General features: G+C 62.9%; 13 protein-coding genes. 10 read left to right on the top strand and 3 right to left on the bottom strand.

What is annotated here, in order from left to right:
* Positions 1-3 precede the first annotated feature (3 nt).
* The 8 genes from trkA (at position 4) to ABZ720_RS00130 (ending at position 7903) form a co-directional block, all read left to right on the top strand.
* Entirely contained in the window at positions 4-1380 is a 1377-nt protein-coding gene (gene trkA, locus ABZ720_RS00165) for a Trk system potassium transporter TrkA (RefSeq protein ID WP_366552566.1), read from the top strand.
* A 55-nt stretch (positions 1381-1435) separates the two neighbouring features.
* Positions 1436-2320 carry a D-amino-acid transaminase gene (locus ABZ720_RS00160; protein WP_366552564.1) on the top strand — a complete coding sequence of 295 codons (885 nt, stop codon included), beginning with the start codon at positions 1436-1438 and terminating at the stop codon, positions 2318-2320.
* Positions 2317-3024 (top strand): HAD family hydrolase, encoded by a 708-nt coding sequence (locus tag ABZ720_RS00155; RefSeq protein WP_366552562.1) that lies wholly within the window; start codon positions 2317-2319, stop codon positions 3022-3024. The genes ABZ720_RS00160 and ABZ720_RS00155 overlap by 4 nt, the downstream gene beginning before the upstream one ends.
* 126 nt (positions 3025-3150) lie before the next feature.
* A complete protein-coding gene (gene hfq, locus ABZ720_RS00150; RefSeq protein WP_275822358.1) occupies positions 3151-3405 on the top strand; it encodes an RNA chaperone Hfq in 255 nt (84 codons plus the stop codon).
* Positions 3406-3485: 80 nt separating this feature from the next.
* Positions 3486-4769 carry a GTPase HflX gene (hflX, locus tag ABZ720_RS00145; RefSeq protein ID WP_366552559.1) on the top strand — a complete coding sequence of 428 codons (1284 nt, stop codon included), beginning with the start codon at positions 3486-3488 and terminating at the stop codon, positions 4767-4769.
* A 213-nt stretch (positions 4770-4982) separates the two neighbouring features.
* Positions 4983-5270: a co-chaperone GroES gene (gene groES / locus ABZ720_RS00140; RefSeq protein WP_366552557.1), complete on the top strand. Its 288-nt coding sequence runs from the start codon at positions 4983-4985 to the stop codon at positions 5268-5270.
* Between the two features lie 57 nt (positions 5271-5327).
* Positions 5328-6989, top strand: a complete 1662-nt coding sequence (groL, locus tag ABZ720_RS00135) for a chaperonin GroEL (RefSeq protein WP_366552555.1) — start codon at positions 5328-5330, stop codon at positions 6987-6989.
* Between the two features lie 107 nt (positions 6990-7096).
* Entirely contained in the window at positions 7097-7903 is an 807-nt protein-coding gene (locus tag ABZ720_RS00130) for an inositol monophosphatase family protein (RefSeq protein ID WP_366552553.1), read from the top strand.
* A gap of 2 nt (positions 7904-7905) precedes the next feature.
* Here the strand turns inward: ABZ720_RS00130 and ABZ720_RS00125 are convergent, their stop codons facing one another.
* The 3 genes from ABZ720_RS00125 to ABZ720_RS00115 are packed head-to-tail and all read right to left on the bottom strand — an operon-like array spanning position 7906 to position 10470.
* The gene (locus ABZ720_RS00125) at positions 7906-8682 is read right to left on the bottom strand and encodes an SDR family oxidoreductase (RefSeq protein ID WP_366552551.1); all 777 of its coding nucleotides are present in this window, start codon (positions 8680-8682) and stop codon (positions 7906-7908) included.
* On the bottom strand, positions 8679-9527 hold the full coding sequence (mazG, locus tag ABZ720_RS00120) for a nucleoside triphosphate pyrophosphohydrolase (protein ID WP_366552549.1): 849 nt from the start codon (positions 9525-9527) through the stop codon (positions 8679-8681). The genes ABZ720_RS00125 and mazG overlap by 4 nt, the downstream gene beginning before the upstream one ends.
* A 46-nt stretch (positions 9528-9573) precedes the next feature.
* Positions 9574-10470 carry a DUF481 domain-containing protein gene (locus tag ABZ720_RS00115; protein ID WP_366552547.1) on the bottom strand — a complete coding sequence of 299 codons (897 nt, stop codon included), beginning with the start codon at positions 10468-10470 and terminating at the stop codon, positions 9574-9576.
* A gap of 157 nt (positions 10471-10627) precedes the next feature.
* Between ABZ720_RS00115 and ABZ720_RS00110 the strand changes: the two genes are divergently transcribed.
* Positions 10628-11224, top strand: coding sequence for a DUF1989 domain-containing protein (locus tag ABZ720_RS00110; RefSeq protein WP_366552545.1), 597 nt, complete (start codon positions 10628-10630; stop codon positions 11222-11224).
* Between the two features lie 76 nt (positions 11225-11300).
* The gene (locus tag ABZ720_RS00105) at positions 11301-12080 is read left to right on the top strand and encodes a substrate-binding periplasmic protein (RefSeq protein ID WP_366552543.1); all 780 of its coding nucleotides are present in this window, start codon (positions 11301-11303) and stop codon (positions 12078-12080) included.
* The last annotated feature ends 23 nt before the right edge of the window (positions 12081-12103 follow it).

Here is a 12103-nt window from a genome sequence, read left to right as displayed (position 1 = left end):
CGCATGAAATTCATCATCTGCGGGGCAGGGCAGGTCGGCTTCAATATCGCCCGCTATCTGGCTGGAGAATCGGCGGACGTCACAGTCGTCGACCAGTCGCCGGAGCTTATCCAGAAGATTACCGACCTGCTGGATGTCAACGGCGTGGTGGGCTTCGCCTCGCACCCGGACGTGCTGGAACGGGCAGGGGCCCAGGACGCGGACATGCTGATCGCGGTGACCTATGCGGACGAAGTCAATATGGTTGCCTGTCAGGTTGGCCACTCGCTGTTCGAAGTGCCGACGAAGATCGCACGCATAAGAAACCAAAGTTATCTCAATCCCTTATGGTCCGATCTTTTCTCGGCATCGAACTTGCCGATAGACGTGATCATCTCGCCCGAGGTCGAGGTTTCGCGTGCGATCGAACGCCGGTTGATGATTCCCGGCGCTTTCGATGCGATCACCCTGGCAGGCGGCAAGGTAACGCTCGTGGGCGTGCACGTCCGCGAGGAAACGCCGATCATCTCCACGCCACTGCGGCAACTGACTGACCTGTTTCCCGACCTGCACATCTACCTGGTCACCATCAGACGCGGCGACAGTGTTATCGCGCCGGGCGGTGACGACGAGCTGCAGCCCGGCGACGACGTTTACTTCATGTGTGAGACCGCGCACCTGGAGCGCGCGATGCTCTCCTTCGGCTATGCCGAGAAGGAGGCGCGGCGCCTGGTGTTGATCGGTGGCGGCAATATCGGTCTGGAACTGGCGCGCTCCATTGAGGAGCGGCACAGCTACGTGCAGCTGAAGGTCATCGAGTTCGACAAGGTGCGCGCGGAGCGCGTGGCTCAGACCCTACGACGTTCAGTCGTGATCCATGGAGACGCGCTGGAGCAGGATATTCTGGCGGAAGCCAACGTCGGTACTGCCGAAACGGTCATCACTGTCACCAATGAAGACGAGGTGAACATCCTGGCCGCGCTGCTTGCCAAGAAGCAGGGCTGTGGCCGCGCGATCACCCTGATCAACTCCACCTCCTACGCCCAGCTCCTGCCCGGACTGGGTGTGGACACGGTTGTCAGCCCAAGAGCGATCACCGTTTCCACCATCCTGCAGCATGTGCGGCGTGGGAGAATCCGGGCCGCCCATTCCCTGGCCGACGGCGTGGGGGAGGTGATCGAGGCCGAGGTGCTTGAAACATCGGGGCTTGCAGGCAGCAGCATTCGCGAGGCTGGGCTGCCCGAAGGGGTGGTGATCGGAGCGCTGGTGCGCAACGGAGCCTTCGTGGTGCCACGCGGCGGAACGGTGATCCAGGCGGGCGATCTGGTCGTGCTCTTCGCCAAGCCGGGCGCGGTGAAAAAGGTTGAGCGCCTCTTTTCCGTTAAGCTGGAATTCTTCTGACCGAAAGCTATTCTGCGCCTGTACCCACGGACCATTGTTTACCAAAGGGATGACCATGCCGCGCATTGCCTACGTCAACGGTCGCTTCGTTCCGCATCGCGATGCTGCGGTTCACATCGAGGATCGCGGCTATCAGTTTGCGGACGGCGTATATGAAGTCGTTCCCGTGTTTTACTCGCAGCTGATCGATGAGGAAGCGCATCTGGACCGGCTGGAGCGCTCACTTTCTGAGTTGCGCATCGCTATGCCGAAGTCGCGCCAGGTGCTAAAGATGATCAGCGCCGAGGTGATGCGCCGCAACCAACTGACCTACGGCTTTCTCTACATGCAGGTGACGCGCGGCGTGGCGCCGCGAGACCACAAGTTTCCGAAAGCGGCCAAACCCGCGCTGGTGATGACCGTGCGGCAGACCAAGCCGCACACGCCTGAGCAGTTGGAGAAGGGCATCAAGGTCATCACCACGCCCGACATCCGGTGGCAAAGGCGGGACATCAAGTCCATATCACTCTTGCCCAATTGCCTGGCAAAGCAGGAGGCGGTGGAGGCCGGCGCGGCGGAAGCATGGCTGGTGGAAGGCGATGGTACGGTCAGTGAGGGCTCGGCCACCAACGCCTGGATCGTCACGGCCGACGGCAAGCTGGTCACGCGCAAGGCCGATCACTTGATCCTGAGCGGCATAACGCGGCACTCCCTGATCGAGGCGGCAAAAGCTGCCGGCATGGAGTTCGAGGAGCGGCCGTTCACGGTGGAGGAGGCTTATGCCGCGCGCGAAGCCTTTCTCACATCGAGCACCAATCTGGTCATGCCCATCGTCGAGATCGACGGCAAGCCGGTGGGCAACGGGCACCCCGGCATGCTGACCATGCGCCTGCGTCAGCTCTACATCGACTACGTAACCGCCGATCCGGCCACTCGTCAAAAGCAGGAGCAGGCGGCTTGACGGAAGCGCAAGCCACATTGCCGGCGCCTGCGGCGATCCTCTTCGACTGGGATAACACCCTGATCGATAGTTGGGGCACAATTCATCTGGCCCTGAAGGACACGTTTCTCGCGTTCGGCATGACCCCCTGGACCTTGCAGGAAGCACGCGAGCGCGTGCGCGAGTCGGCGCGCGAAGCCTTCCCCAAGCTGTTCGGCGCGCAGGCCGACGAGGCGATGACGATTTTCTACGACAGCTTCGCGCAACGGCATCTGGAAGGCCTGCGAAGCCTGCCGGGCGCGCAGGCCTGCCTTGCAACCTTGGCGCAGTTGTCCGTGCCGATGGGGGTGGTCAGCAACAAGGCTGGGCCCTATTTACGGCGGGAAGTCGAGGCATTGGCTTGGTCCGACTACTTTGGTGCCGTCGTGGGGGCCAACGATGCCACCCGGGACAAGCCTGACGCAGAACCGGTCCGGATGGCCTTGCGTTCGATGCAGGTGGAACCCACCTCTGCTGTGTGGTTTATCGGCGATACCGATGTCGATCTGCTATGTGCGGCCAATGCCGGCTGCACGGGCGTGCTGTTGCGCCAGGAAGCACCCGCCGATGGCGAGTTCGCGGGGGTGCGTGTGGCGGCGCACCTGCCGGACTTCTCAGCGTTGTTGGCGTTGGTGGAGACGGCGTCCCAGGCAAGGTTTTCCGGAGAAGCGATGCATCCGGCATGATGGCGGCCGATGCGCCAGCGAAATGGATTGGAGCCGACCAGGCATTGCTGCGCTTGGTTCGAATGGCCCATACGAATAACGAAGCGCCAATAATGAAGCGAAAGAGAAAGAAGAGGGTCTAACGCAATGGCCGGTGAAAAGTCGCAAAACGTACAAGATGTCTTCCTCAACCACATCCGCAAGAACAAGATTCCGGTCACGATTTTCTTGGTCAATGGGGTGAAGCTGCAGGGTATTGTCACTTGGTTTGATAATTTCTGCGTGCTGCTGCGTCGCGACGCGCACTCGCAGCTCGTCTACAAGCATGCGATCTCCACGATCATGCCATCGGCACCGATTCAGCTGTTCGAGGTCACCGACAAGGAAGGAGCCGAGGACTGACGCAAGAGACTTCTAAGCAGAGCGCGACCACCCCTACTACCGAAGGGAGTGCGGGGCGCGCCCTGGTGCTGCATCCAGCAGTGAAGCCTGGGCCTGGGCAATCGGAGCGTTCGGCCGATGCCCGCTTGCAGGAGGCCATCGGCCTCGCCCAGGCCATCGGGCTGGAGGTTGTGGGCACGGATATCGCCCCGATCGACCGCCCCTATCCGGCGACCTTTGTTGGCGGAGGGGTCGTCGAGCGCTTGGCGTCCCAGGCCGAGGGGACGGAAGCCGATCTCGTGGTTTTCGACTGCACGCTCTCCCCTGGCCAGCAGCGCAATCTGGAGCGCGCACTGGATCGCAAGGTCATCGACCGCACGGGCCTGATCCTGGAGATCTTCGGGGCACGCGCCCGGACCAAGGAAGGGCGACTGCAAGTCGATCTCGCAGCGCTGACCTATCAGCGTTCGCGTCTGGTGCGCTCCTGGACTCACTTGGAGCGTCAGCGCAGCGGTGGCGCCTTCATGGGCGGTCCGGGTGAACGCCAAATCGAACTCGACCGGCGCATGTTGGATGAGAAGATCCTCCGGCTGAAGAAGGATCTCGAACAGGTCAAGCGCACGCGCGGCCTGCATCGCAGCGCACGACAGAAGGTGCCCTATCCGGTCGTGGCTTTGGTGGGCTACACCAACGCCGGAAAATCCACGCTCTTCAACACGCTGACCCGGGCCGACGTCATGGCCGAAGATATGCTCTTCGCCACGCTCGACCCCACCATGCGGCGGCTGGAGCTGGCGTCGGGCGAGACCATCATTCTCTCGGATACAGTCGGCTTCATCACCGATCTGCCGGTGCATCTGGTCGCGGCCTTCCGGGCCACGCTGGAGGAAGTGATCTCTGCTGATGTCATCGTGCACGTGCGCGATGTAAGCGATCCGGAGCATGAAGAGCAGAAGGCGTCGGTGGACGCGATCATGCACGATCTCGGACTCGGTCCGGGCGAGTCCGGTGAACGGCCGGTCATCGAGGTCTTCAACAAGATCGATCTTCTGGAGCCCGAGGCGCGCGCTGCATTGCAGGCGCAGTGCGCGCGCGAAGACCATCTGGTGGCCGTATCCGCGCTCACCGGCGAAGGCCTGCCTGACTTGCTCAAAGCGGTGCGTCAGGGGCTGCAGCGCGACCATGAAGTCCTGGAACTGGAAGTGGACGCGGCCGACGGCAAGACGCTGGCCTGGCTCTATCAGCATGGCCAGGTCCTGGACCGGGAAGAAGGCGACGGCCACACGTGGCTGCGTGTCAGCCTCTCTCCCATCGAGCGCGCACGCTTCGACCGCCTGCCCATGCAGGAGGACGGGTCGGGTCCCTCCGTTCCCGCGGAACACTGACCAGCATCGCGAAGCCCGACATCACGACGCCCTGACATCGCGACGCCCTGACATCGCAACCACGTCCCGGCGGTACGGCTGTTCACTAAGGTTGACTTCGCCGGTCCGACTGCCTATCTCCGGGATCGTTAGCACTCACGACAGGTGAGTGCCAGAAGGGGCTCCGTCCCCGACAATAGATACAGACCTCCGGATAAAGGGAGCAGGACGAGAATGAAGTTCCGCCCGTTGCACGACCGCGTGGTGGTGGAGGCGCTTGACGCCGAAGAGAAGACCGCCGGCGGCATCATCATCCCGGACACCGCCAAGGAAAAGCCGCAGCAGGGCAAGATCGTTGCCGTGGGCCCGGGTGCCCGGGGCGATGACGGCAAGGTTAACCCGCTTGACGTCAAGGAAGGCGACACCGTCCTCTACGGAAAGTGGTCCGGTACCGAAGTGAAGATCGACGGCAAGACGCTGCTGATCATGCGCGAGTCCGACATCATGGGTGTGCTCGCCTGAGTGTAAGCGCGAAGCGCCCTCGATCATTGAAGAATTCCAGCAGCAAGGAGCGAACGCATGGCTGCGAAAGAAGTTAAATTTAGCACGGATGCGCGTCAGCGCATGCTGCGCGGCGTGGATACCCTCGCCGACGCAGTGAAGGTGACCCTGGGTCCCAAGGGCCGCAACGTGGTTCTCGATAAGTCCTTCGGCGCCCCGCGCATCACCAAGGACGGTGTGACGGTCGCCAAGGAGATCGAACTTTCCGACAAGTTCGAGAACATGGGCGCCCAAATGGTGCGTGAGGTCGCTTCCCGGACCAACGACACCGCCGGCGACGGCACGACGACCGCGACCGTTCTGGCCCAGGCCATCGTGCGCGAAGGCTCCAAGTCGGTGGCCGCCGGCATGAACCCCATGGACCTGAAGCGCGGCATCGATGCTGCCGTGGCCGTGGTGGTCGAGGATCTGCGCAGCCGTTCGCGCAAGATCTCCAAGCCGGAGGAAGTTGCTCAGGTTGGCACCATCTCCGCCAACGGCGATCGTACGGTCGGCGAGATGATCGCAGAGGCCATGCAGAAGGTCGGCAACGAGGGTGTCATCACCGTCGAGGAGGCCAAGAGCCTCGAGACCGAGCTCGAAGTCGTCGAGGGCATGCAGTTCGATCGCGGCTACCTCTCGCCGTACTTCGTGACCAACTCCGAGAAGATGATCTGCGAGCTCGAGAACCCCTACATCCTGCTGCACGAGAAGAAGCTCTCGAACCTGCAGGCCATGTTGCCGGTGCTCGAGGCCGTGGTTCAGTCGTCTCGTCCGCTGCTGATCATCTCCGAGGATGTCGAGGGCGAAGCCCTGGCGACCCTGGTGGTCAACAAGCTGCGCGGCGGCCTGAAGGTCGCGGCCGTGAAGGCTCCGGGCTTCGGCGATCGCCGCAAGGCCATGCTCGAGGACATCGCTGTTCTGACCGGCGGTCAGGTCGTGAGCGAGGACATCGGCATTAAGCTCGAAAACGTCACTCTCGACATGCTTGGTGAAGCGAAGAAGATCGACATCACCAAGGAAGAGACCACCATCGTCGATGGTGCGGGCCAGAAGCAGGACATCGAAGCTCGGGTCGCCCAGATCAAGGCGCAGATCGAGGAGACCACCTCCGACTACGACCGTGAGAAGCTGCAGGAGCGGCTGGCGAAGCTCGCCGGCGGCGTTGCGGTGATCCGCGTCGGCGGCGGCTCCGAGGTCGAGGTGAAGGAAAAGAAGGACCGCGTTGACGACGCCCTCCACGCCACCCGCGCGGCGGTCGAGGAAGGCATCGTCCCGGGCGGCGGTACGGCACTGCTGTACGCGCTGAAGGCACTGGAGAGCGTCTCCGTCGAGAATGCCGACCAGAAGGTGGGCGTGGAGATCGTGCGCCGTGCCATCCAGGCTCCGGTCCGTCAGATCGCCGAGAACGCCGGTACTGACGGCGCTGTGGTCGCTGGCAAGCTGCTGGAGAGCACTGACGTCGAGTGGGGCTACGACGCCCAGAACGGCGAGTATACCAACCTCGTGAAGGCTGGCATCATCGACCCGACCAAGGTCGTGCGCACGGCCCTGCAGGACGCGGCTTCGGTCGCCGGCCTGATGATCACCACCGAGGCCATGATTGCCGAGAAGCCGGAGCCGAAGGACGGCGCCGGCGGCGGTGCCCCCGATATGGGCGGCATGGGTGGTATGGGCGGCATGGGTGGCATGGGCTTCTAAGCCCCGTCACTCGGACCGTTCAAAGCGAACACTGGGGCCGCGGGGAAACCCGCGGCCCTTTGTGTATCAAAGCCTGATTGAACTCGACCACTGTAAGCGGATTGGTGATGCTTCCGGATTTTGAGCGCATTGGTGCGGTCTTGCGCGAAGTGGCCGCGGAAGAGGCCATGCCGCGCTTTCGCGCCCTGGCTGATGAGGATGTGCGCCGCAAGGCGGCAGGTGACCTGGTGACCGTTGCGGATATTGCAGTGGAACGGCAACTCGAGCGGCGCCTGCCCGATTTCCTGCCCGACTCACTGGTCGTGGGCGAAGAGGCGGTCGAAGACGACCCCACGGTGCTCGATCGCCTGGAGGGCGATCGCTATGTCTGGATCATCGACCCAATTGACGGAACGGGTAACTTCGCACGCGGCAGCGCGACCTTTGCGGTTATGGTAGCTCTGACCCGGGGCACCGAAACACTTGGTGGCTGGATCTACGATCCGGTCGGCGAGCGCATGGCCATCGCCGAGCAAGGGGAGGGGGCCTACCTGAACGGCGAACGCCTGCGCTCGACTCTCGGCAGGGCGGGAGCCGCTTTGCACGGGACGCTGCACTTCGGTTCGACAAGCGATCCCCAGGTGGCTCGCCTCTTGTCCCGCAACGAGTCGAAAGTGGGGCGCCTCAAGAGCTTGCGCTGCGCGGGCCAGGAGTATTTGCGCCTGACGACAGGCGACAGCGACTTCGCACTCTTCACCAAGACCAAACCCTGGGACCACTGTCCGGGTGTGTTGATCCTCGAAGAGGCCGGCGGGCAGGGCCGCCTCCTGAACGGGCGGCCCTACACGGCCAGGGATTATCGCGCGCCGGGGCTGCTCCTGGCAGCGGATGCGGCGCACTGGGATGCCCTGCAGACGACGCTGCTGGGCGAATAGAGCTACTCGCTTTCGCGGTGCACCGAGAAGGGCGAGAAGGCCTGCATCACAGGCATCATCTCCAATCGATTGATGTTCACGTGCCGGGGCAGGGTGGTGACCCAGAAGATTGCCTCGGCGATGTCGTCTGCCGTCATGGGCTGCAGGCCCTGATAGGGTTTGGAGGCCTGGCCCTTGTCGCCCTTGAAGCGCACCTCTGAGAACTCGGTCTCGGCCATGCCCGGCTCGATGTTGGTCACCCGCACCTGCTTGCCCAAAAGATCGGCGCGCAGGTTGAGCGAGAACTGCTTCACGAAAGCCTTGGTCGCTCCGTAGACATTGCCGCCGGGGTAGGGGTAGTTGGCCGCCACGGAGCTGATGTTCACCACATGGCCTCGGTCACGCGCCACCATGCCCGGCAGAATGGCGCGGGTGGCATAGACAAGCCCCGTCACGTTGGTCTCGATCATCGTGGTCCAGTCGTCGAGGATGGCCTTATGCGCCGGCTCGAGCCCCAAGGCCAGGCCGGCGTTGTTCACCAGGACATCGATGTCCTTGAACCCGTCGGGAAGTCCATCCAGGCAGCGATCAATGTCCGCCTTGTCGCGAATGTCGAGGCGGCTGACGTGCACATTGGCGCCCAGCTCGTCCCGCAGCGCGTCAAGGCGGTCCTGCCGGCGGCCGGTGGCAATCACCTTTGCGCCCGCCTTTGCGTAGCGGCGCACGGCGGCGGCTCCGAAGCCGGCGGTTGCACCGGTGATGAAGACCGTGAGGCTGGAAGGGTCGGTTTGCGTGATCATCCCTGTCTATCTCCTTTTGTATCCTTGGACGGGTCAGTTGATGCTTCGCGACTCTTGGCGTTCTGCCAGGCCGCTTCAAGCTGCTCCAAAGAGCATGCCGACGGGGGCGCGCCGGCGTCCGCCACTTCGGCTTCCACCTGGCGGAAGCGCCGTTCGAACTTCGCATTCCCGCGGCGCAGAGCCGTTTCCGGCTCGACGTCGAGGTGCCGTGCCAGGTTGACAATGGAAAACAGCAAGTCGCCCAGCTCTTCCTCGACGCGCGTTCTGTCGACGGTGCCGGCGAGTTCGGCCTCGAGTTCGTCCAGCTCTTCCCTCACCTTTGCCAGCACCGGCTCCACGGTTGGCCAGTCAAAGCCCACTCGGGCTGCACGGCGCTGCAGTTTCCAGGCGCGCAGCAGCGCGGGCAGGGCAGGCGGCACACCGTCGAGGACGCCCTTCTCTCCCTTGGCGGCGCGTTCCTGTGCCTTGATCGCTTCCCATCCCAGCTTCTGGGCCCTGGGCGTTTCGTAAGTCCTATCTCCGAACACGTGGGGGTGGCGATCCAGCATCTTGCGCTCGATCGCTTCGGCAACGTCATCGAAGTCGAAGCTGCCTTCTTCCTCCGCCATGCGGGCATGAAAAACGACCTGGAGCAGCAGGTCGCCCAGCTCGTCACACAGCGCCGCCCGGTCACCACGCTCGATGGCATCGTGGACCTCATAGGCTTCCTCGATGGTGAAGGGCGCAATGGTCTCGAATGTCTGGGCCACGTCCCAGGGGCAGCCATCCTGGGGATCGCGCAGTCGCGCCATAACCGCGAGCAGGCGATCAATTGCGGGCTTGTGCGGGGAAGGGGGCTCAGACATGCGGCAAGTTTAATCGTTAAGCCTTGGCCCGCAAGGACAGCAACGCCTACCAGGCATAGCCCAGGCGCAGCTGCAGCCTTCGATCCAAGGTCCGTGCCGTGTCCGGGGACAGGCTGTCGAGATCGACGGTGCCGCTCAACGCGATATAGAGGTCGTCCGTGATGCGATAGCGCAGAGCGGTGTCACTTTCCAGCAGCAGACGCAAGGGACTGCCCCGGGGATCGACGCTGCCCTCCTGCTCGTGGCGCAGGGAGAAGCGCTCCCAGAAACCGGTGAAGTAGAATTCGTACTCGATTCCCCATGCCAGCAGGGGCGTGATCCAATCGGTTCCATCCGTGCGATGCTCTTCAGCGAAACCTGGCCCGGCCTTTGCCGTGAGACTGTGCAGGTCATTGTCAAAGATAGTCCGGCCTGCTTGTGCGAAAGCAGTCGTGCGGTGACTGAGCCCTGTTGTCGTGTCCCGCAGCCAGCGCCCGGACAGCGTCGTGAACCAGGGCGCCGTCAGTTCCTTCTGAAAGGAAACGGCAGCACTCTGGCGATTGCGCAACGCAACGTCGTCGGCTTCCTGAATATCCACCAGTCCGCGCAGACGAAGGTGGTCGCCGCCGCGCCGGAAAGTGAGGTCGAGTCGGGAGAGGTAGTCGCGGCGATCCCGGGCCGAGGCTACCAGTGCCGCGCCCAACTCCATCTCGCCGGTGATCTCGATTGGCTCTTCCGGTTCCGCCAGCCGTGATGCCTGCGTTGGGTCGGTATGCACAGGCTCGGGCGGGGCCTCGTCCAGCCACTCGGCCGCCGTGATCTCTTCGTGGGGAACGGCCACTTCCGCGCCGAAACTGGTGAGAATAGTAATGACTTCGTCGTCCTCGGCCAGGACATGCCCGCTCAAACGATCGCCGCCCCGAAGTTCCAGCCGGACTTGCGCTGCCGGCGTGTCCTGCCCCATCGCCGGTCTCTCGTCGGGAAGGAGCAGCAGTGCACAAAGCAGGCCCGCTTTACATAGGGTGTTGTCTGTAATCCTCTGCCACACTTAGCTAAGACAGCTGCTGGACGCCGTAAGTTTCCCAAAGCGGCGATTTGAGAAGAGAGCGAGGAGACAGGGCATGGACGCACTTGAGCGCATTCCACCGCGCCGGGGCAGGGCACAGCGGCTCGTCCGGGGACAGACGTTGCGGATCATCAACACCCATGGCAGCCAGGTCGTGGACTTCTGGGCTTTCAGTGCCGAGGATCCTCTGGAGTTCCTCTCAATGGAGCACCTGCGAGCCGGTCTGGGCCGGATCTTTCCCAAGGCCGGAGACGCCCTTGTCACCAACCGGCGACGGCCCATTCTCACCCTGACGCAAGACACCTCACCAGGGATTCATGACACGCTGATCGCTGCATGCGACAGTCATCGCTACGCCGGATTGGGGTGCCGGGACTATCACGAGAATTGCACCGACAACCTGCATGCGGCGATGCGTGCCATTGGCCAGCGCGCGCCGGAGTGTCCTGGCCCCTTGAACCTCTGGATGAATATTCCGGTCGATGCCGCTGGGAATGTTGCCTTTGAAGCGCCTGTATCGAAGGCCGGTGATTATGTCGATATGCGCGCCGAGATGGATTGTATTGCTGTGATGTCCGCTTGCCCGCAAGACATGCTGCCAATCAATGGCGAGGCATGCACGCCAATGGAAGCGCATTACAAACTTGTCTGAACGGCCGCAGCGCTTACTTCGTTATTCAGCTCGCCTGGTTCCAGGTCGAGCGGCAGGGAAGGGGACTCGTGTGGGGATGGACTCTGTTAAGCGTTTCCTGTGCATTCTGGCGACCGTGGTCGCTGTGCCCGGCTTGGTCGCGGCACAGGACAAGGGCTCACCATTGATCGTGGGCGTCGAGGAACTGAACTACCTGCCGGCCTACGGCCGCGACGAGAATGGCGAATACGCCGGATTTGGCCGGGCCGTGCTGGATGCCTTTGCGGCGGATCATGGATACGAGCTGATCTACAGGCCGCTGCCAATCACCCGGCTCTACAGCGGGCTGCTCTCCGGCCGCATAGATTTGAAATACCCGGACAATCCCCGTTGGGCGGAAGATCGCAAACAGGGCTGGACCATCAGCTACAGCGCCCCAGCCATGACCTACATCGACGGCAACCTCGTGACCGAAGCGCAGGACGGAGCCGACGACGTACAGCTCATCGGAACCGTCCTCGGTTTCACGCCCTGGGCCTGGCTCGATCACCTGGAAAGCGGTTCCTTGGAGCTGATCGAGAGCACCGATCTTGTGCCAGTGCTGCGCCAGCTTTTTGCCGGCCGGATCGATGCGGCTTACGCCAACGTCGCCGTGGCGAAGCATGTGGCCGCGGAGAACGGCCTGCCGGCAGACCGGTTGGTGTTTCGCGACGATCTGCCTTACGACCGTGGCACCTATCATGTCTCGACCACCAAGCATCCTAAGCTGATCGCTCAGTTCGATCTTTGGCTGGAAAACAACGCCGAGCGGGTCGAGGCGATGCGCGAGGATTATGGTGTGGGTGTGGAGGAATTACTGGAACCGAACGGGGAGTGAGCGCGCGGTTACCGATGGTGCTA

It is taken from the genome of Aquibaculum sediminis (assembly GCF_040712085.1).
Lineage (GTDB): Bacteria > Pseudomonadota > Alphaproteobacteria > Kiloniellales > DSM-21159 > Aquibaculum > Aquibaculum sediminis.
Note: the sequence above shows the minus strand (reverse complement) of the source record. Positions and strands in the feature narration are given on the sequence as shown.

Bases quoted from the DNA above. Each gene is read 5' to 3' on its own strand.
- ABZ720_RS00115 (WP_366552547.1), bottom strand. From the start codon at position 10,470: ATGGGGCAGGACACGCCGGCAGCGCAAGTCCGGCTGGAACTTCGGGGC.
- ABZ720_RS00160 (WP_366552564.1), top strand. From the start codon at position 1,436: ATGCCGCGCATTGCCTACGTCAACGGTCGCTTCGTTCCGCATCGCGAT.
- mazG (WP_366552549.1), bottom strand. From the start codon at position 9,527: ATGTCTGAGCCCCCTTCCCCGCACAAGCCCGCAATTGATCGCCTGCTC.
- ABZ720_RS00125 (WP_366552551.1), bottom strand. From the start codon at position 8,682: ATGATCACGCAAACCGACCCTTCCAGCCTCACGGTCTTCATCACCGGT.
- ABZ720_RS00110 (WP_366552545.1), top strand. From the start codon at position 10,628: ATGGACGCACTTGAGCGCATTCCACCGCGCCGGGGCAGGGCACAGCGG.
- groL (WP_366552555.1), top strand. From the start codon at position 5,328: ATGGCTGCGAAAGAAGTTAAATTTAGCACGGATGCGCGTCAGCGCATG.
- groES (WP_366552557.1), top strand. From the start codon at position 4,983: ATGAAGTTCCGCCCGTTGCACGACCGCGTGGTGGTGGAGGCGCTTGAC.
- ABZ720_RS00130 (WP_366552553.1), top strand. From the start codon at position 7,097: ATGCTTCCGGATTTTGAGCGCATTGGTGCGGTCTTGCGCGAAGTGGCC.
- ABZ720_RS00105 (WP_366552543.1), top strand. From the start codon at position 11,301: ATGGACTCTGTTAAGCGTTTCCTGTGCATTCTGGCGACCGTGGTCGCT.
- hfq (WP_275822358.1), top strand. From the start codon at position 3,151: ATGGCCGGTGAAAAGTCGCAAAACGTACAAGATGTCTTCCTCAACCAC.
- trkA (WP_366552566.1), top strand. From the start codon at position 4: ATGAAATTCATCATCTGCGGGGCAGGGCAGGTCGGCTTCAATATCGCC.